This is a genomic window from Acidobacteriota bacterium (assembly GCA_020845575.1).
Taxonomy (GTDB): Bacteria; Acidobacteriota; Vicinamibacteria; order Vicinamibacterales; family Vicinamibacteraceae; genus Luteitalea.
Genome location: JADLFL010000012.1, coordinates 193070 through 217437 on the forward strand (window position 1 = coordinate 193070; position 24368 = coordinate 217437).

A 24368-nucleotide genomic window follows, 5' to 3' on the forward strand; every position below is an offset into this window, starting at 1 on the left:
GATGAAGTTTCTTCGAGTTCTCCTGGCGGCCCTCGTGGTTGCCGGGAGTGCCGTGACGGCGTCCGCACAGGAGCGTCCCGGCACGCTGAGCATCACCGTGTACGACACGACGGGCGCGGCCATCGCCGCCGCCAGCGTCACCCTGACCCGGCCTGACGGCACGGTGACCGAACAGCTCGCCGACGAGAAGGGCGTGGCGACGTTCGCCGCGCTCGTGCCCGGTCGCTACGCTGTCGTTGCCGAGTTCCCCGGCTTCGATCCGTCCGCGGCGTCGGACCTCCAGGTGCGCGCCGGCCGCACGACGCGCCAGGACGTGACCCTGGAGATTGCCGGCTTCGTGGAGCAGGTGGACGTGGAGCAGGACACGACCGATCGCGTCCTGACCGAAGCGTTCTCCACGTCGTTGAGCGCGTCGCAGATCGAGGCGCTCGCCGACGATCCCGACGAGATGGCGCAGCAGCTCGAACAGCTCGCCGGGCCAGGCGCGCGCATCCGCGTCAACGGCTTCGAGGGTGGGCAGCTCCCGCCGAAGTCGCAGATCCGCGAGATCCGCTTCAGGTTCGATCCGTTCGCGGCCGAGAACCACGATGCCGGCTTCCCGCGCGTGGACATCGTCACGCGTCCGGGCAACGGCCCGATTCGCAACAACATGAACGTCGCGTTCCGCGACAACCAGCTCGATGCGCGCAACGCGCTCGCCGACGCCAAGGGCGAGGGTCGGACGTACAGGTACGGCTGGTCGATCGATGGACCCATCGTGAAGGGGCGCACGGGCTTCTCGCTGAACGTCCGAGGCAACAACGTGTACGACGTGCAGAACCGCGTCGCCACGACGCCCACGGGCCTCTTCAACGGACTCGTCACGCAGCCGTCAGACCGTTACAGCTTCGACTTCAACATCGAGCACGTCCTCACGAAGACCCACACGCTGCGCTTCTCGTTCGACCGCGACACCAACAGCGCGACGAACCTGGGTATCGGCGAGTACGACCTCGATTCGAGGGCCTACAGCCGTGACGGCTTCACGAACAGACTGCGCGTCTCCGACTCGGGGACGTTTGCCAACAAGTACCTGAACGAGATCCGCGTGCAGTATTCGTGGCAGGAGAGCTCGTCCACCTCGGTCAGCGACGCTGTCACGGTTCGCGTGCAGGATGCGTTCACCGATGGTGGTGCGCAGGTGCAGGGCGGCAGGCGGTTCTGGGAACTGCGCGTGGCCGACAACCTCGATATCCCCGTGGGCAAGAAGCACAGCATGCGCACGGGCTTCGAGCTCGAGACGGGCAACTACATCGGCGACGAACTGCGCAACTTCGCGGGCACGTTCACGTTCCCGTCGATGGACGCCTACTACGCGAATCAGCCCAACAACTACACGGTGCGCCTTGGTGACCCGTACGTCGAGTACCGCAACACGCAACTCGGGCTGTTCGTGCAGGACGACTATCGATTCCGCAAGAACCTCCTGCTGTCGTTCGGCGCGCGCTACGAAGTGCAGTCGCTCGTGGCAGACAAGCTCAACGTCGCGCCGCGCGCGGGCATGACGTGGTCGCCGTTCAAGAGCAACAAGACCACGATCCGCGCGGGGGCAGGGCTGTTCTACGACTGGTACGAGACGAGCGTGTACGAGAGCGCGCTGCGTCAGGACGGCACGCATCAGTACGACGAGATCGTGCGCAACCCGGGGTTCCCGAATCCGTACGACGGCGGAACGGCAGTGCCGGTGAACGCGAGCATCGTGCGGATGGCGCCGGACCTCGACATGCCGACGGTGCGCCGCTACTCCCTGGGCGTGGACCAGCAGCTCACGGGATGGCTGCGGCTGCGCGCCAACTACTTCAACCAGCACGGCTGGAACCAGTTCCGATCGCGCAACCTGAACGCGCCGGTTGACGGCGTGCGTCCGGACCCGACGCTCGGCAACATCACGTATCTCGAGTCGACGGGCGCCGCAGACAGCCAGGGCCTCGACCTGAACGTGAACTTCAACTATCAGCCGCGCCGGCTGTTCGGCAACATCGGCTACATGATTGGCGAGCGGAAGAACTACACCAACGGCGCGCTCACGCTGCCGGTGGACAGCAACAACCTCGAAGCCGAGTGGGGGCCTGCCGGCGACGACATCCGGCATCGAATCTTCGCGTTCGTCAACACGGACCTGTTCCTGGGCCTGCGGGCGACGATCAACTATCGGGCGATGTCAGGGCGTCCGTACACCATCACGACGGGCCTTGATACCAACCAGGATGGCGTGATCAACGAACGGCCCGAAGGCGTGGGACGCAACAGCGAACGCCTGCCGTGGCAGAGCAACACCGACCTGCGTCTCAGCTGGACGCGTGGCTTCGGCGCACGTCGCGGTGGAACCGGTGGAACCGGCGGCCCAGTGGTGATTGCGGGCGGACCGGGCGGCGGTGGACCTGGCGGCGGTCGTGGCGGCGGCGGGTTCGGTCCGATGGGCGGCAACGACCGTGCGATGCAGCTCGAGGTCTACCTGCAGGCGTTCAACGTGTTCAACCAGGTGAACTACGTCAACTACGTGTCCGTGCTCTCGTCGAACCGCTTCGGCGTCCCCACGGCCGCCATGGCGGCCCGCCGGTTCGAGACGGGCATGCGCATCAGGTTCTGACCGATCTCTCGACGAACACCTTCCCCTTCCCTTGTTCGTCGGAGTGCTGCGGGCGGGACCGGCTCACACCGGTCCCGCCTGTTGCGTCACTGCCCGCACATGACAGGTCAGCTCGGCGGGAGCGTTTCGAGCACGATCTCCACGGTCTTGGCGGCGTAGATCTTCCGCTTCACGTAGCGGAACATCACCACGATCTCGCCCTCCTCGCCCGGGTCGAGATCGCCGAGGTGATTGCTCTCGCTCGCGGCGATCACCGCACCCCTCTCGTCGTAGAGGACGATGGCGATGCCGAAGTCCAGAGCCTTGGTACCCGCGTTCTTCACGGCGAGGAAGGCCTGCGGGCCTTTGCCAGACTTGAACGGATTGAACTTGATCCCGCCTTCGAGGCTGAAGCGGATCGTGCTCACCTCCACACCCTGGACGACGAGCTTGACGGGCACCGTGTCGCTGCCGTCGAAGCGCACCTTCTTCGAGTCCGTCTCGGCATGAGCGCCGGGGACGGCGAGCACCAGCGTGAAAGCGGCGACGCACGCGCCAAGGGCAGCGCGAGCGGAAGCGAACGAAGCAGACGTGGACATGGTCATGGTGGATTCAGGCAGGACGTCGCCCGCATGGCCGACAGTACCAGACAACGCCGCCATCCGAACTCATCTGCGGCTGAACGCTTCGTACTGATCGGTGGCGATGAAGTCCACGCGGGCTTCGCGCGCGGCCTGCCACCGCAGCCTCGCGTTCGCCTCGCTGCCGAAGTTGTACGTCCGCGACCAGCCCTGGCGTGACGCCTCGTCGGCGGGGTGTCCGTTGAGCGTGTAGAAGCGGATGAACAGCCCCTGCCCGTGGGCACGCGTCACGAGCGCGTCGAGCCGCGTGCGATCGGCGGCCGTCCAGTCGCCGGCCTTCGTCGGGCCGCCTGACTCGACGACCAGCCACGGGAAGTTGACCCAGCGGCGATAGTTGGTGGCGCGCGCCGGCATCAGGACCTCCGGTGCCGTCGTGCCGAGCGCGAGCGTGCGCTGCTCGCTGGTGAGTTCGGGCGTGGCGGGCGCTTCATACGCGCCGAACAGCCTGATGCGATCGCCCGGAGCGATGGCATCGTGGAAGCTTCGCTGCTGGCCGTCGTTGCTGCCGGTGAGCACCAGCAACGGACCGACGGTGAACGGCTCGGGACGTTCGGGTGTGGCGGTGCGCGGCGCCGTCGTGAGCCACGCGTCGTGCGCGGTCAGGAGCTCGAGCACGCGGGCGTGGTGCGCGGGCTCGTTCGTCTTGAAATCGAGGTTCAGCACGATGAGCGGCCACGTCTCGCGCCGGTTCTCCTCGAGCGCCCACCGCATCAGCGGCGCGATGGTTTTGAAGAAGTACGCCTCGAACGTGGCCGCGTCGGCCACCTTGTCCTCGTCGTGGCCCACCACCGACTCGCCCTTGCCGTCGGACCCCACGCGCCAGATCAGGTCCTGTTCGATGGCCACCGGCAGCCCCGTGGCCAGGCCTCGCGTGATGCGGTCCGCGAACCGACCTTCATACGGATACGCGTTGTGCGCGTCGAGCAGGACGCGCGCGCCGGGTACCAGCGTGGGCGTCTGCGCGTGCGGCACTGCCAGCATCAGGCATCCGAGGGCGAGAACGATGCCGCGGGTGAGGCCGTGGAGGCGAGGTTGCATGGCGGAAAGTGTAGACCCGGACATGCCGCGATGCCGCGGATGCCGACAGCCATGCCCTCCAGTCCCGCCGCGTCGTGCCGATTGGGGACGTGAGATGGCTTCCGTTGCTCCCGCGCCCACGCCGATCGTCCAGGAACCCCCGATCAACCGCCTGTTCCGCCTGATGGTGCAGACAGGGGCCTCGGACCTGCACCTGAGTGTCAGCGTGCCGCCGATGGTGCGCAAGGACGGCAGGATGGCGCCCGTCGAGGAAAGCGCGCCGCGATTGACGGCCGACGACATCCGGCGTCTGCTCGGGCCCATCACGCCCGAGAAGAACCGCACCGAGTTCGAGCGGCGCCACGACACCGACTTCGCCTACGAGATCCAGGGGCTGGCGCGCTTCCGCGCCAACATCTTCATGGATCGCAAGGGCATGGGCGCGGTGTTCCGCGTCATCCCGAGCCAGATCCTCACCGCGGAGCAGCTCGGACTGTCGTCGCATCTGCTGCAGTTGTGCCACTTGAGCAAGGGGCTCGTCCTCGTGACGGGACCGACAGGTTCGGGCAAGTCGACCACGCTCTGCGCGATGGTCGACTACATCAACAGGACGCGCCAGGATCACGTCATCACGATCGAGGATCCGATCGAGTTCGTTCACGAGAACAAGCAGTGCCTCATCAACCAGCGTGAGGTCCACACGCACACGGACGGCTTCAAGGACGCGCTGCGCGCGGCGCTGCGCGAGGATCCCGACATCGTGCTCGTCGGCGAGATGCGCGACCTCGAGACGGTGGCTATCGCCATCGAGACGGCGGAGACCGGGCACCTCGTGTTCGGCACGCTGCATACGAGCACCGCGGCGTCGACGGTGGACCGCATCATCGACCAGTTCCCAGCCGACAGGCAGAGCCAGATCCGCGTGATGCTCAGCGAGTCGCTGAAGGGCGTCGTGGCGCAGACGCTCTGTCGCAAGGTCGGCGGCGGCCGGATCGCGGCCCTCGAGACGCTGATCGTCAACACCGCGATCAGCAACCTGATTCGCGAAGGCAAGACCTTCCAGATCCCGTCCATGATGCAGGTGGGCAAGGCCGTCGGCATGCAGACGCTGAACGACGCGCTCGCCGACCTCGTGAAGAACAAGCTCGTGGCGCCGGAAGAGGCCTACGTGAAGGCGGTCGACAAGACAGGCTTCGAGGCCATGCTGAAGCGCCTGGCGGTGGACACCAAGTTCATCACTCCGCAGGCACCCGCCGCGAAGTAGTCGCCGATCGGCCCGCGGCCGGGCCTGGATGGCTGGCCCTGCCGACGGATTCAGATGCAAGCCGCGGTTCGGCCGACATCTGTACACTCGTGGGCGTGATCCGCGTCACAGATCTCCATCACGCGTACGGTGGGACGCCCGCCGTGCAGGGGCTCACCTTCGAAGCGCACGGCGGCGAGGTGCTCGGACTGCTCGGCCCGAACGGCGCGGGAAAGTCGACCACCGTCAAGATCCTCACCGGCCTGCTCCCGCTGCAGCGCGGACGCGTGGAGGTGGCGGGCTTCGACATCGCCACGCACCCGATCGAGGTGAAGCGGCGCGTGGGGTACGTGCCCGAGACGGGCGCGCTCTACGACGCGCTCACGCCTGACGAATACTTCCGCTTCATCTCGCTGCTGTACGGCCTCGATGCCGGCGTGGTGGGATCGCGCATCGAGGAACTCCTGCGCATGTTCGACATGCAGGACGTTCGCGGATCCCGCATGGTGACGTTTTCCAAGGGCATGCGGCAGAAGGTGCTCATCGCGTCGGCGTTGCTGCACGCGCCTGACGTCATCATCTTCGACGAGCCCCTCAACGGCCTCGACGCCAACGCGATGCTCGTGTTCAAGGAGCTGCTGCGCGGGCTGGCGGCGCAGGGCCGTACCATCCTCTTCTGCTCGCATTTGCTCGATATCGTCGAACGGCTTTGTCCCCGCATCGTCATCGTCGACAAGGGGCGCGCGATCGCCGCGGGAACGCCGGAAGACATCGCGCGCGAGACGGGGAGTGAGTCGCTCGAGCACGCGTTCGCCGCGCTGACCGGAGCACGGAGTGCCGAGGACGCCACGGCTGGCGTGCTGTCGGCGCTCGAGGCGCGACGGTGACAGCCATCCTGGCGCGCGCGCTCGGCGTCGACCCCGTGCAATGGCGGGCGCTGGTGTGGGTGTCGGTGCTCAGCGACATCAGGCAGATGACGGGCACCGGGCTCCGTCTGTCGCGCGCGGCCATCGGCAGCTTCGGCGGCGCGCTGCTGTCGCAGTTCGTGTACGGCGGCTTCTGCGCGGCGCTCATCGTGGCACTGCCCAACGTCTTCGCCACGAGCACCATCTACTACTCGCTCCTGCTCGCGACGCTGGGTCTCGCGCTGCTCGTGGACTTCACCAGCATCGTGCTGTCGCCAGACGACCACGTGCAACTCGCGCCGCGTCCCGTCGACGGCCGGACGTTCTTCGTCGCGCGCCTCACGTCGGTGGTCGGATTCTCGCTGATGCTCACGGCGCCGTTCGCGCTCCTGCCGACGGTGGCCTACGTCTATCGTGACTTCGGCGGATCGATCGCCGCCGCACTCACGAGCCTCGCCGCCGCGATCCTGTGCGCGATCCTCGTGCCGCTGGCCGTGATCCTGCTGTTCCTGACGCTCGTGCAGGTCATTCCCGCTGGCCGGCTGCACCGCGCGCTGGGCTATCTGCAGTTCGCCCTCTCGTTCGTGTTCATCGGCGGCTTCTTCGTCCTGTCACGGTCCACGCGCGGACTCGACGCCCTGACGTTCGACAAGTCGTCGTGGGCGTACGTGAATCCGGCGGCCTGGTTCGCGGCATGGATCGAACTGGTCGAGGGACGCGGGACCGGGCTCGACGTCATCGCGGCCGTTGCGCCACTCGTGGCACTCGTCGGTGCCACGCTGCTGGTGCGCAGTCGGCTCACGCTCACGTACGCGGACCGCCTGTCGACGATGTTCGTGGACCGGCCGCGACGGGGCACGCTGCCGGCGTCGCGATGGTCGCCGTTCGGGCGCGCGCACCAGGCGATCGGACTGCTCGCCGCCGCCCAGTTCCGCACCGACCAGAAGTTCAGGCTCGGCGTGCTCGGCATCCTGCCGCTGACGGTCATCTACCTGTTTGCCGGGTTCAGCGATTCGGAGGGGCCCGAGGTGATGCAGCGGGAGCCGCTGCTGGTCTACTACGCGGTCCTGTTCTTCCCGGTGATGCTGCGGCAGTTCCTCGTCTACAGCGAATCGTGGCGGGCGGGCTGGGTGTTCCATGCGGCGCCAACGTCCCGGGAATCCATCGTCGTCGCGTTGAAGAACACCGTCGTCACGCGGTTCCTGCTGCCGTATCTGGTGCTCGTCCTGGCGATCCTCGGATGGCTGTATCCGCGCCCGCCGCTCGAACTGCTCGCGCACGGCGTTGTCGTCGGCCTCCTGTCGCACGCCCTGTTGACCGCCGATCTGCTGCTGAATCCGGCGCTCCCGTTCTCGCAGCCCACACGACAGGGCACGCGCTCGTTTGCCCTGCTGCTCCTCATGGCGCCGACGATGGTGATCATTTCGACGATTCCGTTCTGGCGGCCGTATCTCTACGCCAACGTCGTGCGTACACTTGTGGGCGTGGCCGGGTTGGCGGCGATCGACCTCCTCCTGCACCGATGCCTGCTCGCGCGCGTCCGCCGGCTGTCGCGCCACTGGGAATGCCCGAACTGAGAACGACATGTGGACCGGATCGCACGCTTCATCGCTGACGCCGTTCATCCCGCTCATCCAGCACCTGCCCGAGGCCGCGTGTCTCGAGGCGGTGGAAGGCGGCGCATGCGTCGTCAACGCGGCGTGGGTCGCGCTGTTCGGCGACACGGGGACCGCGCCGCTGAAGGAAGGTCCGTTACAGTCGGTGTGGGCGGCCGCGTCGGCCTCGTTCGACCAGAGCGTCGGGCTCGACGCGCGGCTGGCGGCGAGTCGCGAGCCGCATGCCGGGCCGGCGCAGGAGACGCTCACCGCGACAGACGGCCGCACGCTGGAATGGTCGTATTCGCCCATCGATCAGCGCGGCAGGACCATCGTCCACTTCTGGCGGTTCCGCGACGCGACGCATCAGCGCAAGCTCGAAGAGTCCGTACGGCAGGCCCAGCGCCTCAACACGGTGGGCCGCCTCGCCGGCGGCATCGCGCACGACTTCAACAACCTGCTGACGGCCGTGGTCGGGTACTGCGATCTGCTCGACACGCAGTTCGAGATCGGCGATCCCCGGCGCTTCGACCTGCACGAGATCCGCAACGCCGCGATTCGTGCGTCATCGCTGACGCGTCAGTTGCTGGCATTCAGCCGGCGTCAGCTCATGCAGCCCGAGATCGTCGACATCGGCGTGATGCTCGGCGACATGTCGAAGATGCTGTCGCGGCTCATGGGCGAGCAGGTCAGGGTCGAGATCCGTGTCCCCGACGAGCCCGTCGAAGTGTTCGCCGATCCGGGACAGATCGAGCAGACGATCTTCAGTCTCGCCGCCAACGCCAGGGACGCCATGCCCGATGGCGGGACCTTCTCGATCGAGATCTCGCTCGGCGTGCTGGACGATGAGCGGGCGCGGACGCTGGAGGTGCGCCGTGGGCCGGCGGTCACGCTGACGGTGGCCGACACCGGTTCGGGCATGTCGGAAGCGACGCGTGCCAGCGCTTTCGAACCCTTCTTCACCACGAGGCCGCTCGCGCAGGGACTCGGACTGCCGACCGTGTACGGCATCGTGCGCCAGACGGGTGGCGCGGTGGCGCTGGATAGCACGCCAGGCGTCGGCACCCGCGTCGAAATCGTGCTGCCGCGGTACTACGAAGAGCAGAAGGGGGCCGCGGTGCAGGCGCCCGTGGTGCCGCCACCCGTCGCGCGCATCGGGCCGCCCGTGGTGCTGGTGGTGGAGGACGAGGCGTCGGTGTTGCGCCTCGTGCGGCGCGTGCTCGAAGGAGAAGGACTCGTGGTGCTCTCGGCGCAGGACGCCGAGGAAGCGCTGCTGCTGTCGTCGCAGCACGCCGGTGCGATCGATCTGCTCCTGACCGACGTGGTGATGCCGGGCCTCAACGGCGTGGAACTGGCAAAGCGCGTGGGGGCCGAGCGCCCCCACGTCCATGTGCTGTTCATGTCCGGCTACGCCGATCACGCGCTCGTGCAGCGCGACATCATCGACGCAGGACGTCCGTTCCTGCAGAAGCCCTTCGCGCCCGATCGCCTCCTCGCGCGCGTGAGGGCCGTGGTGGCGTGAGGGCTACGCGTCGACGCGCTCGATCTTGATCGACTCGATGACCACGTCCTTCACGGGACGATCGCCGCGGCCGGTCGGCACATGGCCGATGCGAGAGACCACGTCCATTCCCGAGATCACTTCGCCGAACACCGAGTGCCGATCGTCGAGGTGCGGCGTGGGGCCGAGCGTGACGAAGAACTGACTGCCGTTGGTGCCGGGGCCGGCGTTGGCCATCGACAGGATGCCGGACTTGCCGTGACGACGCGACGGATGGAACTCGTCGCCGAACTTGTATCCCGGACCACCCATGCCGTTGCCCATCGGGCAGCCGCCCTGGATGACGAACCCATCGATCACGCGGTGGAAGATCAACCCGTCGTAGAACGGCCGCGTGATGGGCTGGCGCGTGACAGGGTCCTGCCACTCGATGGTGCCCTCGGCGAGGCCGGCGAAGTTGGCCACCGTCTTGGGCGCCTCGTCCTCGAACAGCCGGACGGTGAATGCGCCTTCGCTGGTGGTGAAGTGGGCATAGAGCCCCGCTGGTAAGGTCATGGCCCCACACCTTATCACCCGCGCCGTGTCGCCATCCCTTCGCCGGTTCATAATCCCGGCATGGACGGCGTTGCTCGGCGAGCCCTGACCGGCAGTGCGCTGCTGGCCGTGGCGCTGAGCGGTGCCTTCGTGCCTGTTCGCGGAAATGCCAGGTTTTTCGGCGGAAATCAGGGGCGCGCGGTGCTCTCCGGTTGTCCAACTCCGACTGTCGAGCCGCGACTGCTGCCAACGGTCCTGCTGCCTGACGCGCAGCTCACGCTGGCGCGCTGCGTGCAGCGCGACCTCGACGAGGGGCGCTGGCGCGACGCCGACGCGCGACTGACGGCAGCCCGCCGTGCCGGCCTTGTCCTCGATCCGGGCGATCGTGACGCATGGGACGCGCTCATCCTGCGCGGTGACGCCACGCGTCTGGTCGACGGGGCGCAGTGGTCCACGCTCGCGTCGGTGTCGCTGCCAGGAGAGCTGGCGATTCCCTGGGTCGGGCCGCTCGTGCGCGGCGTCGCGTCGGCACGTGCCTCCTGGGCCACGCAGGACGCCGGCCTGCAGGCGCAGGCGCGCGCCGAACTGGATCGGCTCACGCACATGGCTCGCACCGCAGGTCCGGTGAGCGAAGCGGAACGCGCGCGTCTCATCGTGCAGGGGACGATGGCCGGCGCGCAGTACGAACGTGACGAGATGCAGATGCTGCTCGACGCCGCACACGATCTCGAACGGCGATTGAACGCCGGCGAGGAACTGCTGGCGCCGGTGGTCCTGGCCCGGGAGGTCGAAGCGGATCTGCTGCTGACAACGGATCGCTACGCTGCGGCTGTCGAACGCTACAGGGACGTGATCGCCGAATGGCCCCGGCGCGTGCAACCCCGTCGCGGTCTTGCGGCGGCGTACCGGCACCTCGGGCACGCCCGCGAGGCGGAGGAGACGATCGCGCAGGCGCGCGCGTTGTGGGCCGATGCCGACCCTGACGCCGCGAGCACGCTTCAGCCGCGCCCATGAATGGCAGGCGCGAACGCGCCTCGACCGGCGCATACTAGGGCACCAACGACGTCACCCTCCGGCGCCATCACTCCGAGGATCGACACACATGGCTCTGACACGACGCGGATTCGTCCGCCGCATGGGACAGGTCACCGCGACGGTGAGCGGTGCAGCCCTCTCGGCCCGGGGCTTCGAGGCGATGACCGCCGCGCACGCCGCAGGACAGGACCGTCCGCAGATTCCGCCGGGCATGATTCGCCTCGGCAGCAATGAGAGTCCGTACGGTCCTGGCCCGCGCGTGGTCGCCGCCGTCGAACGCGCGCTGCTGGATGACGGGAACCGTTACTCGCGATCGCCGAGCCTCCTCACGGGACGCGTGGCGGCGATGCAGGGCATCTCCGCCGCGTCGGTACTCGTGGCGGCAGGATCGGGCGATCTCCTGAGGGCGTCGGTGTTCGCGTGGGTCACGGCCGAACGTCCGCTCGTGGCTGCGACGCCGACGTTCGAGACGCCCGTGCGTACGGCAGGCGCGCTGCGCATGCCCGTGCGCATGGTGCCGCTGACGCCGGCGCTCACGATCGATCTCGACCGCATGGCGGAACAGGGCCACGGTGCCGGGCTCGTCTACGTCTGCAACCCGGACAACCCCACGGGCACCTTTCATCCGAAGACCGCCATCGTCTCGTTCATCGAACGCATCGCGGCGGCATCGCCCGAGACGGTGGTGATGATCGATGAGGCGTACTTCGACTGCGCCGACGATCCGACGTACGGCTCGGTGGCGTCGCTCGCCGCCGAGCGACGCAACCTCGTCGTGCTGCGAACGTTCTCGAAGATCCACGGTCTGGCCGGCATGCGCATCGGGTACGCCATCGGTCATCCGGACACGCTCGAACGCCTTCGCCTGTGCGCCGGCAGCGGCACGCTCGCCTGCGCGTCCGTCGCGGCCGCCATCGCGTCGCTCGACGACACGGTGTACTTCGCGCGGCAGCAGGCGCTCAATCGCGAAGCGCGTGCGCGCCTCGTGAAGGCGTTCACGGAGATCGGCTACCCGCCCGTGCCGTCGCAGGCCAACTTCGTGATGGTCGACGTGCGCCGCGACGTCCGCGACTTCGGCGCCGCCTGCCGCGAGCGCGGCGTCCTCATCGGCCGCCCGTTCCCGCCACTGGCCACGCAGGCCCGCATCTCCTTCGGTACGCCCGACGAGATGACCACCGCCATCGCCGCCTTCAGAGCCATCCTGGTTTCCTGAGGTGTAGCCGCCGGATTTCATCCGGCTGACGGTGTCGCGCACCAGACGCGCATGACACGCTCGGCTGTTGAGGCGATCAGCGCCGACAGCTAGAGTGCCAGGAGACATCCCGAGTGGCCCGTGGACGACACGGGTCCGGCAACCTGCGACGACCACGCAAGGTGCCCGCGCGCTCACGCGCGGATGTGGCCGGTGGAGCCCGGCAACCAAATGGTTACCATTCGCGCACACGCGCGGCTGGCGGCGCTCGGCGTGTACGGGTTCGACACGTGCGAGCCCGTCATCATGGCCGCGCTCGTCACCGGGGATCCGCTCCTGCTCATCGGGCGATCCGGCACAGGCAAGACGTATCTCCTCAACACGCTCAGCGAGGCCCTCGGGCTCGAGCACCGCCACTACAACGCCAGCCTGATCGCGTTCGACGATCTCGTCGGGTTCCCGTATCCGGACGACGACCGTGCGGGCATCACGTTCCTGCAGACGCCCGCCACCGTGTGGGGCGCCGAGTCCGTCCTGATCGACGAGATCAGCCGGTGCAGGCCCGAACACCAGAACCGGCTCTTCTCGCTCATCCACGAGCGCCGCCTGCAGGGGATCGCCCTCCCGACGCTGCGCTATCGGTGGGCGGCGATGAATCCGTGCCCGAGCGATCGCGACACCCACGAGGACTACACGGGTTCCGAGCCGCTCGACCCCGCGCTTGCAGATCGCTTCGCGCTCTTCGTGCGCGCGGCGGAGTGGAGCGAACTGAACCCCGACGAACGCCTGCGCCTGGCCGATGCCGGTGGCGAAGGGCGCATCGCGCCGGCAGACGACGATCTGCGCGATCGAGTGACGGCATGGCGCGCGACGTTCGAACACACGCTTGCGCACGGCTCGTCGTTCGCGCAGGCGTACGCGTCGGCGGCGGCGACGGCGCTGAACGCGGGTCGTATCCGCGTCTCGCCGCGGCGCGTGCGGTTGCTCGCGCGAAGCCTCGTCGCCGCGTCCATCGTCGCCGGCGGGGGGACGAGTGACCTGTTCAAGCTGGTGCTCGGGTGCAGCCTGCCCCACGCGACGTGGGGAGAGGACCCGGATGGCGCGCGAGTGGCGGCCGCGCACCAGAGTGCGTGGGACGTCGCCCGGCAGTCGCGGCCCGCCTGGGTCCACGAGTTCATGGCGGCGGGCTCGATCGCCGAGAAGCTGCGCCTGCTGCTCGCGCATTGCACCGATCCCGACGAAGGGACGCAGGTGGTCTCCGAGTGGCTGGCCAACGCGACGACGCACCGCGCGGCGGCATTCGCCTTCGCTGTCTATCCGGCAGCCGTGGCCGGCCGCCTGCCGATCGGCGCGGACGCCGTCGAGGATCTCGGCCGGATCGCCGGGCGGATCCTCGCCGTCGACGCCGAACTGCACTGGCAGGAGCGTCTGTCGCAGTCGGGCACCACGCATCCGCAACTCGCGCGCCTCGGGAAGGTCCTCGCGACCCTGAAGGGCGCCCGCAGGGAGCGAGCGCACCAGTTCTTTTCCTGGTGCACCACGTCCGACACTGCAGTCGGATCGCCAGCGGCGCTGGAGGCCGACATCGACGCCTGCGTGCGCCAACTCGAAGGGATCCGCACGTCATGACGGTGTGGGCCAACACGGGCGGCCCGTGCAGCCGGACGCGCGTGGAGCACATTCGACGGACGCTGCTCAATCGCACCGACGGTCCGATCCGCATGCCGCGTGTGCTGCGCGTGGGCCTGGACCATCGAGCAAGCGACGATGTCGCCGACATCGTGTGGCGAACGCTTGCCGCTGCCGGCTTCGCGACGCCTGACCATCTGCGCGCGGCGTTCACCGTACCAGCGAAGCGACTCTTGTGCAGGCGGTTCGTGCCTCGCGCGCGGGAGTTGCCGTGCCTCGACGATGCCCCGCTGGCCGTGCTGGAGCAGGCGTTGCTGCTCGGCCTGTGTACCGCGCACCTCTTCGATCCGTCGCGTCCCGTCGTCTGGACGACGGCCAGCCTCTCGAGACAGCTCGAGCTCTTCGAGCCGGAAGGGTTCTACGTGTCATGACCGACGCACGCATTCGCGCCATCCTCCAGGAGCTCATCGACGAGAACCCGCTGGCGTGCCGCGCGATCCTGCGCGTGCTCCACGTCGAGTTCACGCGCGACGTGCCGACGCTTGCCGTGACGTGCGAGACGCTGCCGCGCCTGCGCATCAACGCCGCGTTCGTCGCCGCGCACTGCCGCACCGACGCGCACGTGAAAGCCGTGATCCTGCACGAGCTGCTGCACGTGCTGCTGCGGCACACGCAAACGCGGCTCGGTGTCACGCCCGCGCGGCATCTCGCGTGTGATGCCGTGATCAACGCCATCATCGCTCGGCAGTGCGGCGAGGCGTACTCGTCCATGATGTCGCGCTACTACGCGACTGAAACGGGGCTGGCGAGGCTGCTGCGCAGGAGGCGCGCGCGCGAGGTCCTGCGCACCGAGCGGCACGGAACACGCATCGACCTCACATCGCTGTGGGACGGGCTCTACGCGGGAACACTGGTGGCCGACGACATCGAGGCCCTGGCGCACGACATCGAGCCGCACGTGCCCGCCGTTGCGAGACGGCTGATTGGCAACCACGCGGAACTCGACGAGGCGCTGCCGTCGGTACTCGAGACAGCCGTGGACGCCGCATTCCGGCAGATGAACGGCGCGGGGATCTGGCGATCGCCGCGGGGGCGAGGCTCGTCGGCGATCGTCTTCGAGCAGGTGTTCGCGTCGAGCGACGCGCCGATCGAGCAGTGGCGGCGCGCCACGCTCGCCGTGTTCAGGCGGCACATCCAGCCGGACGCGCGCGGTGCCGGACGGGAGGCACGCGAGGCGGCGTACACGCTGCCCGTGCTGAGTCCGTCAGACAGGCGCGCCTTCCTGCGTGCACGGTGGTCGCCGTTGCTGCCCGACGCGTGCTGGGCGACCGAGCGCCCGCATCGCACCGGCAGCACGCAGGTGTACCTCGACGTCAGCGGGTCGATGTGGGCGGAGATGCCGGAGATCGTGGCGCTCATCGCGCGGCTGCGGCGATACGTGCGCCAGCCGCTGTGGGCGTTCAGCGACATCGTCGCACCCGCGATCGTCGAGCACGGACACCTGAAGGCCGAGACGTCGGGTGGCACGAGCCTGACGTGCGTGTTGCGGCACGTAGCGGACACGCGTCCAGCGGCTGCCGTGATTGTCACGGACGGGTACGTCGAGCCCCTCAACTCGAAGCTGGTGGCCGCCGCGAGTCGCTCGCGGCTCCACGTCATCGTGACGAGAGACGGCGATCCCGCTCTGGTGCGACGGGCCGGCCTGCCCTGGTCGCAACTCGATCGGATGCCGTCGTGATTCGCGTCTGCGAGGCCGTACTGCCCGGACATCCCGACAAGTTCTGCGATCAGATCGCCGATGCGATCGTCGCGGCCGCGTCGGCGGTCGAGCCCGATGCCTATTGCCAGACCGAGGTGTGTGCGTGGTCCAACGAAGTGTTCCTGACCGGTGGCATCGCCACGCGCGCACCATTCACTGCCGACCTCGGCGCGCTCGTGCGACGCGTCGCGCGCGAGGTGGGGTATTGCGGCGGCAACTGGATCGACGGCGACCGCTATCGTGTGACAGACACGATCTGCCGCGTCGTGGCCGATCCCACGCGCTGGACGCGGCACGTGAACGACCAGTCGATCGTCGTCGGGCATGCGTGGGGCGATGCGCGGACGCACTACCTGCCGCCGGAAACGTTTCTCGCGCACGCGTTCCGTCGCGCGCTCACCGACGCGTGTCGCGATGGCGAACTGCGGGGCGAGGGACCGGATGGCAAGCTCCTGGTGCGCATGCGTCTCGAGGGCGGGGATTCGCGCGCGCGATCCGCCGTTCGACTTCGTCTCGAACACGTGCTCGTCACCCTCCAGCATCGGGAAGAGACGGAGGTGCTCGACCTGGCGGAGCGCGTGGCGGCTTGCCTCGGTCTGGCGTACGCGCAACTGGCTGATGGCGACGGCCGCTGGTGCGAACCGTGGTCGACGGTGGACCTGGACGTGAACCCGAACGGCCCGCTGCTCAACGGCGGGAGCGACGGAGACAACGGCCAGACGGGACGAAAGCTGGTGATGGACTACTACGGCCCGCACGTCCCGATCGGCGGCGGGGCGCTGTCGGGCAAGCACCTCACGCACATCGACCGCCTGGGCGCCTGTGCGGCACGTCACGCCGCCGTGCGCGCGGTTGCCGGCGGGGCAGGCGAGTGCACCATCCGCGTCGCGTACGCACCGAACGTCGCGGTGCCGCTGGAGGTCACATGCGAAATGTCGCCGCGCGGCCCACGCGCTCCTCGCGAGTTCTTCGACTTCGACGCGATGGCGGATCGTTACGCATCGGCAGAGATCGACTCATCACTGGCCCGCGGCGACCACTTTTTCGACCTGTCGCGCCCCTGGAACCGTGACGAGCCGCAGCGTCTCGTCGTCACGCGGTCGCACTGCTCCGGTCAGTGAGCTACTTCTGGCTCGACGAATGCGTGAGGCGCGCTACCTCGTGCGCCTCGCTGCCACGCTCCCCCGACGCGGTAGATGTGCCACGACCCCGACAGCCGCCGATGGGCCCGCTGATGGGGCGCGCCGCTGCAGGCCTTGCGATGTCGCGGTGAAGCCTGCCGCCTCGAGATGCGGACGCACCTGGGAGTCGAGCGCCGGGCCGCCGTTGATCTCCGCGAGCACCACGGCCGCGGATCGTTCATCGGGATCCGTACCCGTCATGAGGAGGGCACTCGTCAGCGCCGTCGCGTGCCTGGTGCGATCGGGATCGTGCTCGGGCAGCCACACCAGCAACGACCGGAGACCGCGCGCGAGCCACGCGGCGAGATGGCCGTCCACGAGCACGACGCGCGCGCCGACACTGCGCGTGGGGCCGCGTCCACTCGCGCCGGGCGGCGGTTCGGGCCATTTCACGAGGGCACCGTACGGATTGGCGGGATCGGTCGCCGACAGCACCGCGACCTCCGGTTCCTCCGGCGGTGTCCTGAGCGCCCGCAGGGCGTCCACGGCCGCCGGCATCGCGAACTGCATGGCGCCCACGCCGTTCACGAAGTACCCGCGCCTGATACGCCCGCTCTCCTCCAGCGTGCGGAAGACGTCGTGGATCGCCGTGAATCCACCCGGCAGGCTCTCTGCCGATGCCGCCTCGCGCGTGACGATACCGTAACGGGTGAGGAGTTGCTGACCTGTCGCCGCGCTCCACGTCGTGGGTGTTGTCATCAGGTCGCGGCGTTCCGCCACCAGCGCCCATCGGCCCTCGGCGGCGGGCGGCGCGGACCGTCGCGAGCGGAACGTCCGCGGCGCTCGACTGCGGCGTTCCCTGACGGCAGCACCGACGTGCGCGCGCAGCGACTGCAGCGTGTCGTTGGTGATGAACCCGCGCCAGACCAGCGACCAGATCGCGTCGACGGTCTCCTGCGGGAATCCGCCGCCTGCCGCGTCGTGGAGTGCGCCGAAGAACTGCGCGCCGCGCGTACCGAGTGTCTCGAGAATCGCGTCCTCGCGCGGCGACAGGTCGGTGCGATCGGGCGGCTGGATGGCCCCGCGCCAGAGCGCCCCCATGTGATCGGCGAGGAACAGCGCGACGCGGCCGTCGCGCTCACCGAGCGGTTCGACGCCCGTCCACACGACCTCCCCCGCCGCGATCAGGGCGTCGAGGTCGGAGGGCTGGTAGCGCTGCAACCGCGCGGGCAGGATCTCGCGCTCGAGGATCGACGCCGCCAACGGCAGTCCCTGCAGCGATTCGACGATGTCGAGGAGGGCGTCGAGACCGCGTCGCCGATGCGTGACGCCCTGCCACTGTGCGAGCAGGCGACCGAGCACGGGCAGTTCGACGGGCTCGACGTCGGATCGCAGCTTCGCGAGCGACCGTCGTCGCAGCGACGTCAGTACGCCGCTGTCGCACCATTCGCGATGCTGCCCGCCGGGACGGAACGCGCCTTCGAGGAGGCGCCCTTCCGCGTGCAGAGACGAGAGCGCGAGTTCGGCGGTGGAGCGGCCCAGCCCGAATCGCGCCGCCACCTCGTCGGTGGTGAACGGCCCGTGCGTGCGCGCGAAGCGCGACACGAGATCGCGGAGCGCGTGCGGCTGTGGAGTCAGCAGCGACTCTGGGACGCCCGGTGGCAGTGGCACGCCGAGCGCGTCGCGATAGCGAGCCGCGTCCTCGATGGCCACGTAGCGCTGCTCGCCGGCGATCGACAGCACGAGCGCCCGTCGCGCCCGCACGAGCCGGTCCCCCGCCGACGTCGGATGCGCTCCTTCCGATGCCGTATGGAGCGAACGGGCTTCAGCCCGTTCGTCAGCGTTGCGCGCGTGCAGTTCGTCGGCGCTCAGATCGCCGATGCGCAGCAGCAGATCGTGCACGCCATCCAGCGATCGCGCGCGATAGTCGGGCGCCAGGCACTGCAACTGCGCTTCGAGCGCGGCAAGTGCGTCGGTGTCGAGCAGATCGCGCAGTTCCGCCGATCCCAGCAACGTCTGGAGCTGGACCTGATCGATCGTGAGCGCCTGCGCGCGACGCTCGGCCAGCGGCGCGTCGCCCTCGTAGAGGTAGTTCGCGACGTAACCGAACAGGAGCGACGCGGCGAACGGCGAGGGCGTCGGCGTGTCTGCGGTGGCCACGCGGATGCGCCGTGCCTGCACGGCCTGCAGCGTTTCGACGAGCGCCGGCATGTCGAACACGTCGCGCAGGCACTCGCGATACGCCTCGAGGATGATGGGGAAGGATCCGTAACGCGCGGCAACGGCCAGCAGATCCTGCGCGCGCTTGCGCTGTTGCCAGAGTGGGGCGCGACGGCCAGGACGCCTGCGCGGCAGGAGCAACGCACGCCCGGCGCACTCGCGGAAGCGCGCGGCGAAGAGCGACGTCGAGCCAAGCTGCCTCACGACGACGTCCTCGATCTCGTCTGGCGCAGGGATCAGCCACATCGGATCCGGAGGGTCGTCGGTCTCCGGAAAGCGCACAGCGAACCCATCGTCTGCCCACCACGTCTCGACGTCGAGCCCGAGCCTCTCGCGCAAGCGGGCGGTGACGGCCATCGCCCATGGCGCGAGCACGCGCGCGCCGAGTGGCGACAGCAGACAGAGCCGCCATTCGCCCATCTCGTCGCGGACGCGCTCGATCACGATCGTGCGATCGTCGGGCACCGCGCCCGTGGCCTCTTCCTGCTCCGCGAGGTATTGCAGCAGGTTGGCCGCCGCGAGCGCGTCGAGGTCGTGCCGCTCTTCGAGTCGCGTGCGCGCCGCGTCAGGCGTGTCGTGCCGCAACTGCCGGACGAGCGCACCGATCTCGCGGCCGAATTCGAGCGGCCGCCCGGGCGCATCGCCCTTCCAGAACGGCATCTTGCCGGGCTGTCCTGGCGCCGGCGACACCATGACGCGGTCGTGCGAGATGTCCTCGATGCGCCACGACGAGGCGCCGAGCAGGAACGTCTCGCCCACGCGGCTTTCGAACACCATCTCCTCGTCGAGTTCACCGACGCGAGCCGTGCCGGCCGCCGCGCCGGCGAGGAAGACGCCGTACAGGCCGCGGTCGGGAATCGTGCCGGCGTTGGCGATGGCGACGTGTTTGGCGCCCTGCCGTGTCGTGAGTTGATTGACCACGCGATCCCACGTGAGACGCGGACGAAGCTCCGCGAACTCGTCGGACGGGTAGCGTCCTGACAACATGTCGAGCACGCCGTCGAAGATCTGCCGAGGGAGCGACGCGAACGGCGCGGCGTGCATCACGCGCGCGTACAGGTCGTCGGCGTGCCAGTCGTCCATGGCCACCATCGCGACGATCTGCTGCGCGAGCACGTCGAGCGGGTTGCGCGGCATGAACGAGGCCTCGACGCGTCCGTCGTGCATCGCGCGCACGGCGGCGGCGCACGCCACGAGATCGCCGCGATACTTCGGGAAGATCAGCCCCGCGCTCGTCGCGCCCACCTGATGGCCGGCCCTCCCGATGCGCTGCAGGCCGCTCGCGACAGACGGCGGCGCTTCGATCTGCACCACGAGATCGACGGCCCCCATGTCGATGCCGAGCTCGAGCGACGATGTGCAGGCGAGTCCGCGGAGCCGCCCGGCCTTGAGGGCGTCCTCGATCTCGACGCGCTGCTCGCGCGCGAGCGATCCGTGATGCGCGCGGACCAGCGTTTCGCCAGCCAGCTCATTGATCGCGCCCGCAATCCGCTCGGCGAGACGACGGCTGTTGACGAACAGCAGCGTGGAGGTGTGCGCGCGGATCACGTCGAGGAGACGTGGATGGATGGCCGCCCAGATCGACGGTGCGAGTGGACCGGCTGCCGCGGGCCCGCTCGTGATCGCCTCCACCTGCGTCAGGCGCGCCATGTCTTCGACGGGCACTTCGATGTGCAGCGACAGGTGTCGCTTGCGTCCCGCGTCGACGATCTGCACCGGCCGCCACGCAGGATCTTCCTGCGGGGCCGGGTTCGGAAAACCGGCCCTACCAGAAGCGTTGGCGCTACCAGAAGCGTCGGCCCTACCCGGAATGTCGGCCTCACCTGGTATGGTCGGCTCTCCGAGCCCGACCGCACCGCTCCTGCGTGGCGCGCCGCCGAGGAAGCGTGCGACTTCGTCGAGAGGGCGCTGCGTGGCGGAGAGGCCGATGCGCTGCACCGGACCGCGTGCGCGTGCCTCGAGCCGTTCGAGCGTGAGCGCGAGATGCGCGCCGCGCTTGGTGGCGACCATCGCATGGATCTCGTCGACGATCACCGTATGGACGTCGCGCAGCACGTCGCGCGCGTTCGACGTCATCAGCAGGTACAGCGATTCGGGCGTGGTGATGAGGATGTCCGCCGGATGCCGCGTGAAGCGTGCGCGCTCGCCGGCGGGCGTGTCGCCCGTGCGAACCGCAACCTCCGGCATGTGGTGCGGCACGCCCTGCTCCAGCGCGAGGCGGCTGATGCCGGCCAGCGGCGCACGCAGGTTGCGCTCGACGTCAACGGCCAGCGCCTTCAGCGGCGAGATGTAGAGCACGCGGCAGCGTTCGCGTGCCGTCGCCGGCGGCTCGAACATCACCCGGTTGATGCACCAGAGAAAGCCCGTGAGGGTCTTGCCGCTGCCCGTGGGCGCGAGGAGCAGCGTGTGCGCGCCGCTCGCGATGACGGGCCAGCCCTGCACCTGCGGCGGGGTGGGTCTGGCGAACGCCGCCGAGAACCACTGCGCCACCACCGGGTGGAAGAGTTTGGGCACGTCCACGGTTTTTCGGTATCCTCTCATGTTGGACCGTGGGCAGGAGCCGCCACGGGGAGGACTGACCTGAATGAGTGATGCCGGAGAAGGGCTCGTCGACGCCGAAGCCCGATTGCAGGAACAACTTGACGCGCGGGAACACGAGAAGCGTCGCCGCGGCCTGGCCGCCGGCGTCGATCCCGAGAAGCTGCGTGCCCGCGAATCGCTTCGGCTAGCGAGGGCGGAACTGACGCGTCAGCTCGAGAACACCACCCACCCGGTCCGCAAGGTGCAGATCGAGGCGGCCGTGGCCGAACTCGATCGCCGTCTCGCCGCCGTTCAGTAGCGGGGCAGTGCCGAACCGGTTCGCGGCCTTCGGCGTACACGCCTTCACGGCGTCTGGGGCGCTGCTCGGCTGGCTCGCCCTGCGAAGCGCCTGGGGCCACGACATCCGCACCGCGTTCCTCTGGCTCGCGGTGGCCGTCGCCGTGGATGCCGTCGATGGCGTCATCGCACGGGCCGTCGACGTCAAGCGCCACGCGCCGTCGATCGACGGCGCGCGTCTCGACGACATCGTCGATTACTTCACGTACGTCATCGTCCCGCTGGCGATCCTGTGGGAAGGCCGGTGGCTGGGCGGCGCATCGGGGACGTGCGCCGTGGCCGCCGTGCTCATCGCGAGTGGCCTCGGGTTCTCCAACCTCTCGGCCAAGACCGCCGACCACTTCTTCACGGGCTGGCCGTCCTACTGGAACATCGTGGCGCTGTACATCGCGGCGTGGGGATGGTCGCAGACCACCGCCACCGTGCTGCTGGTGGTGCTGGCCGCGCTCGTGTTCGTCCCGATCAAGTACGTCTATCCCTCGCGCACGCCGATCCTCATGGGACTGACGGTGGCCCTCGGCATCATCTGGGCCGTGCAGATGCTGCTGACCATCTGGTGGCTGCCCGACGTGCCTGCCTGGCTGCGCTGGAGCGGACTGGTCTACCCCGCGTACTACACGGCGCTGTCGTTGTGGCTCAGTGGCTCGTCGCGAGCCATGCGGCCCGTGACGTGAGCTGTTCCGGCGTCGCTCCCGGGCGCGGGATCAGGCGCCATGCGTTGCCGGGTTCCTGCGCGAACGTCACGTCGAGTCGCACCAGCTGATCGCGGCGCGCCACGAGGAGCGAGGCGCGCGTCGTCGGCGGGTACTGGTCCATCCGCCGTTCCCACTGGTCGGCCCGTACGCGGATGTCGTCGATGGCGAGGATCTCATCGTCGACGTTGACACCGGCGGCCGCGGCAGGTGAGTCGCGCTGCACTTCGCTCACCACCAGACGTCCGCCGTCGATCCTCGTTCGCACGCCGAGCCAGCCCCGTGTCGCACGGCTGTCTGGCGGCAGGAACTGCAGGCCGTATGCGTCGAGCAGGGGCTCGTAGTCCAGCGGCTGCGTCGTGTCGAGCATGCGCGTCAGCATGTCGGCGATGCCGGCGCCGCCCAGCTCTACGACCACTGCGCGGAACTGCGCCTCCGTGTAGCCTTTCGCCCCGGAGTACCGTGCGTACGCGAGCCGCATCACATCGTCCAGTGACTTCTGCCCCTGCGTGGCAAGGCGGATGCGCGCGTCAAGCAGCGCGGCGATGACGAGCCCCTTCGTGTAGTAGCTGATCGTCGTGTTCGGCGAGTTCTCGTCAGGACGGTAGTACTTGATCCACGCATCGAACGACGCCTGCGTCACGGGCGTCACCAGTCGCCCAGCGGTGCGCTCGACGCCGCTGATGTCGCCCGACAAGCCGACGAAGTAGTCCGCGTCGGACGCGAGACCGGCGCGCCGCACCAGCAGATCGCCGTAGTACGACGTGAAGCCTTCGGCAACCCAGAGACTCGGCGTGTAGTTCTCCTGCTCGTAGTCGAACGGTCCGAGGGTGACAGGACGCAGGCGCTTGATGTTCCACACGTGGAAGAACTCGTGACCCACGAGGTTGAGCCAGCCCACGTACGCTTCGCGCGTGCCCATCGCCCAGCGCGACGCCATCAGCACCGACGAATTGGCGTGCTCGAGCCCGCCACCGGCCTCGGTGATCATGTTGATGAACACGTACTTGTCGTACGGCAGGCCGCCCCAGAACGCCTCATGCTCGGCGACGATGCGCTGGACGTCGGCAACGGCACGTTCCCCATTCCAGGAGCCGTTCTCGTTGACGTTGACCAGGGCGTGCGGCTTGCCGCCCTGCGTGAACGTGTAGACCTTCATGTCGCCGGCCACGATCGGGCTGTCCACGAGCGTGTCGTAGTCGGCGGCCACGAACGCGTTCGTCCGGCCGCTGGCCTCCGCGAGTCCGCTCATCGCGTTCAACCAGCCGTCGGGCAGCGTGAGCGCGACGTGATGCGGCCGCTGCAACCCGCCGACGAGCGTCAGGTACGTCGATGCGCCCTGCAGCAGCGCGAATCGCGACTCGATCCAGTTGGTGCGCACGCTCATCTCGCGACCGTAGACGCGATAGCGGATCGTGACGTGCGAGGCGCCACCCGTCTCGACGCTCCAGCGGTTCTTCCGCGTCTTGACCGGCGCCGAGACGCCAGCGGGTGCCACCACCTGGACGCCTTCGACGTGGCGTGCGTACTCGCGCACGAGGTACGAACCCGGCGTCCAGACCGCCATCATCAGCTCGATGCGCGGCTGCCCACTCGTCGGATAGGTGGCTTCGACGTCCACGTAGTGCCGCGTCGCGTCGGCGAAACTCAGCGCGTAGGTGATCGGGGCGTCGGCCTGCGCCCGCGAGGGCACCCTGGCGGCGGTCTGGGCGTCGGAAGTCATGGGCGACAGGCAGGCGAGTACAGCGAGAACGGTGAGGGTGTGGCGAATCATGGGTCTGGTACGCGCGGTCAGCGCA

18 protein-coding genes and 1 riboswitch are annotated in these 24368 nt (G+C 68.7%); of the genes, 13 read left to right on the forward strand and 5 right to left on the reverse strand.

The genetic code is table 11. From position 1 onward, the window contains the following. Position 1: 1 nt before the first annotated feature. Positions 2-2629, forward strand: a complete 2628-nt coding sequence (locus IT182_03075; protein MCC6162311.1) for a TonB-dependent receptor — start codon at positions 2-4, stop codon at positions 2627-2629. Positions 2630-2736: 107 nt separating this feature from the next. Here the strand turns inward: IT182_03075 and IT182_03080 are convergent, their stop codons facing one another. Continuing rightward, complete coding sequence (locus tag IT182_03080) at positions 2737-3207, reverse strand: hypothetical protein (protein ID MCC6162312.1); 471 nt, start codon at positions 3205-3207, stop codon at positions 2737-2739. A gap of 69 nt (positions 3208-3276) precedes the next feature. After that, complete coding sequence (locus IT182_03085; GenBank protein MCC6162313.1) at positions 3277-4230, reverse strand: hypothetical protein; 954 nt, start codon at positions 4228-4230, stop codon at positions 3277-3279. A 151-nt stretch (positions 4231-4381) separates the two neighbouring features. Here IT182_03085 and IT182_03090 point away from each other — a divergent pair, with 151 nt between their 5' ends. The 4 genes from IT182_03090 to IT182_03105 all read left to right on the forward strand — a co-directional run bounded on the left by IT182_03090 (position 4382) and on the right by IT182_03105 (position 9531). After that, positions 4382-5530: a type IV pilus twitching motility protein PilT gene (locus IT182_03090; GenBank protein ID MCC6162314.1), complete on the forward strand. Its 1149-nt coding sequence runs from the start codon at positions 4382-4384 to the stop codon at positions 5528-5530. Positions 5531-5619: 89 nt separating this feature from the next. Further along, positions 5620-6396, forward strand: coding sequence for an ABC transporter ATP-binding protein (locus IT182_03095; GenBank protein ID MCC6162315.1), 777 nt, complete (start codon positions 5620-5622; stop codon positions 6394-6396). After that, on the forward strand, positions 6393-7991 hold the full coding sequence (locus tag IT182_03100) for a hypothetical protein (GenBank protein MCC6162316.1): 1599 nt from the start codon (positions 6393-6395) through the stop codon (positions 7989-7991). The genes IT182_03095 and IT182_03100 overlap by 4 nt, the downstream gene beginning before the upstream one ends. Before the next feature lie 7 nt (positions 7992-7998). Then, a complete protein-coding gene (locus IT182_03105) occupies positions 7999-9531 on the forward strand; it encodes a response regulator (GenBank protein MCC6162317.1) in 1533 nt (510 codons plus the stop codon). Positions 9532-9534: 3 nt separating this feature from the next. On the opposite strand, the gene IT182_03110 is transcribed toward IT182_03105, so the two are convergent. Then, a complete protein-coding gene (locus tag IT182_03110; GenBank protein ID MCC6162318.1) occupies positions 9535-10065 on the reverse strand; it encodes a peptidylprolyl isomerase in 531 nt (176 codons plus the stop codon). Positions 10066-10125: 60 nt separating this feature from the next. Here IT182_03110 and IT182_03115 point away from each other — a divergent pair, with 60 nt between their 5' ends. The 6 genes from IT182_03115 to IT182_03140 all read left to right on the forward strand — a co-directional run bounded on the left by IT182_03115 (position 10126) and on the right by IT182_03140 (position 16780). Further along, on the forward strand, positions 10126-11058 hold the full coding sequence (locus IT182_03115) for a hypothetical protein (GenBank protein MCC6162319.1): 933 nt from the start codon (positions 10126-10128) through the stop codon (positions 11056-11058). Between the two features lie 88 nt (positions 11059-11146). Next, the gene (locus IT182_03120; protein ID MCC6162320.1) at positions 11147-12292 is read left to right on the forward strand and encodes an aminotransferase class I/II-fold pyridoxal phosphate-dependent enzyme; all 1146 of its coding nucleotides are present in this window, start codon (positions 11147-11149) and stop codon (positions 12290-12292) included. Between the two features lie 99 nt (positions 12293-12391). Next, a riboswitch (SAM riboswitch) is annotated at positions 12392-12512 on the forward strand. Further along, positions 12503-13900: an AAA family ATPase gene (locus IT182_03125; GenBank protein ID MCC6162321.1), complete on the forward strand. Its 1398-nt coding sequence runs from the start codon at positions 12503-12505 to the stop codon at positions 13898-13900. It overlaps the preceding riboswitch by 10 nt. Then, positions 13897-14331 (forward strand): hypothetical protein, encoded by a 435-nt coding sequence (locus tag IT182_03130; protein ID MCC6162322.1) that lies wholly within the window; start codon positions 13897-13899, stop codon positions 14329-14331. Before IT182_03125 ends, IT182_03130 begins: the two co-directional genes overlap by 4 nt. Continuing rightward, a complete protein-coding gene (locus IT182_03135) occupies positions 14328-15638 on the forward strand; it encodes a hypothetical protein (GenBank protein MCC6162323.1) in 1311 nt (436 codons plus the stop codon). The genes IT182_03130 and IT182_03135 overlap by 4 nt, the downstream gene beginning before the upstream one ends. Further along, the gene (locus tag IT182_03140; GenBank protein ID MCC6162324.1) at positions 15635-16780 is read left to right on the forward strand and encodes a methionine adenosyltransferase domain-containing protein; all 1146 of its coding nucleotides are present in this window, start codon (positions 15635-15637) and stop codon (positions 16778-16780) included. Before IT182_03135 ends, IT182_03140 begins: the two co-directional genes overlap by 4 nt. Before the next feature lie 33 nt (positions 16781-16813). On the opposite strand, the gene IT182_03145 is transcribed toward IT182_03140, so the two are convergent. Then, positions 16814-21541, reverse strand: a complete 4728-nt coding sequence (locus IT182_03145) for a DEAD/DEAH box helicase (protein MCC6162325.1) — start codon at positions 21539-21541, stop codon at positions 16814-16816. Between the two features lie 43 nt (positions 21542-21584). On the opposite strand from IT182_03145, the gene IT182_03150 reads away from it, so the two are divergent. Together IT182_03150 and IT182_03155 are read left to right on the forward strand one after the other, a co-directional pair. Further along, entirely contained in the window at positions 21585-21839 is a 255-nt protein-coding gene (locus IT182_03150; GenBank protein ID MCC6162326.1) for a hypothetical protein, read from the forward strand. 7 nt (positions 21840-21846) lie between these two features. After that, on the forward strand, positions 21847-22551 hold the full coding sequence (locus tag IT182_03155; protein ID MCC6162327.1) for a CDP-diacylglycerol O-phosphatidyltransferase: 705 nt from the start codon (positions 21847-21849) through the stop codon (positions 22549-22551). Here the strand turns inward: IT182_03155 and IT182_03160 are convergent. Then, positions 22514-24343, reverse strand: coding sequence for a M61 family metallopeptidase (locus IT182_03160; protein ID MCC6162328.1), 1830 nt, complete (start codon positions 24341-24343; stop codon positions 22514-22516). The genes IT182_03155 and IT182_03160 overlap by 38 nt on opposite strands. Positions 24344-24368 lie beyond the last annotated feature (25 nt).

Excerpts from the sequence above, each read along its gene's own strand:
- IT182_03115 (MCC6162319.1), top strand. The coding sequence starts at position 10,126 with ATGGACGGCGTTGCTCGGCGAGCCCTGACCGGCAGTGCGCTGCTGGCC.
- IT182_03130 (MCC6162322.1), top strand. The coding sequence starts at position 13,897 with ATGACGGTGTGGGCCAACACGGGCGGCCCGTGCAGCCGGACGCGCGTG.
- IT182_03120 (MCC6162320.1), top strand. The coding sequence starts at position 11,147 with ATGGCTCTGACACGACGCGGATTCGTCCGCCGCATGGGACAGGTCACC.
- IT182_03145 (MCC6162325.1), bottom strand. The coding sequence starts at position 21,541 with ATGAGAGGATACCGAAAAACCGTGGACGTGCCCAAACTCTTCCACCCG.
- IT182_03080 (MCC6162312.1), bottom strand. The coding sequence starts at position 3,207 with ATGTCCACGTCTGCTTCGTTCGCTTCCGCTCGCGCTGCCCTTGGCGCG.
- IT182_03110 (MCC6162318.1), bottom strand. The coding sequence starts at position 10,065 with ATGACCTTACCAGCGGGGCTCTATGCCCACTTCACCACCAGCGAAGGC.
- IT182_03125 (MCC6162321.1), top strand. The coding sequence starts at position 12,503 with ATGGTTACCATTCGCGCACACGCGCGGCTGGCGGCGCTCGGCGTGTAC.
- IT182_03135 (MCC6162323.1), top strand. The coding sequence starts at position 14,328 with ATGACCGACGCACGCATTCGCGCCATCCTCCAGGAGCTCATCGACGAG.
- IT182_03085 (MCC6162313.1), bottom strand. The coding sequence starts at position 4,230 with ATGCTGGCAGTGCCGCACGCGCAGACGCCCACGCTGGTACCCGGCGCG.
- IT182_03105 (MCC6162317.1), top strand. The coding sequence starts at position 7,999 with ATGTGGACCGGATCGCACGCTTCATCGCTGACGCCGTTCATCCCGCTC.
- IT182_03150 (MCC6162326.1), top strand. The coding sequence starts at position 21,585 with ATGAGTGATGCCGGAGAAGGGCTCGTCGACGCCGAAGCCCGATTGCAG.
- IT182_03075 (MCC6162311.1), top strand. The coding sequence starts at position 2 with ATGAAGTTTCTTCGAGTTCTCCTGGCGGCCCTCGTGGTTGCCGGGAGT.
- IT182_03160 (MCC6162328.1), bottom strand. The coding sequence starts at position 24,343 with ATGATTCGCCACACCCTCACCGTTCTCGCTGTACTCGCCTGCCTGTCG.
- IT182_03090 (MCC6162314.1), top strand. The coding sequence starts at position 4,382 with ATGGCTTCCGTTGCTCCCGCGCCCACGCCGATCGTCCAGGAACCCCCG.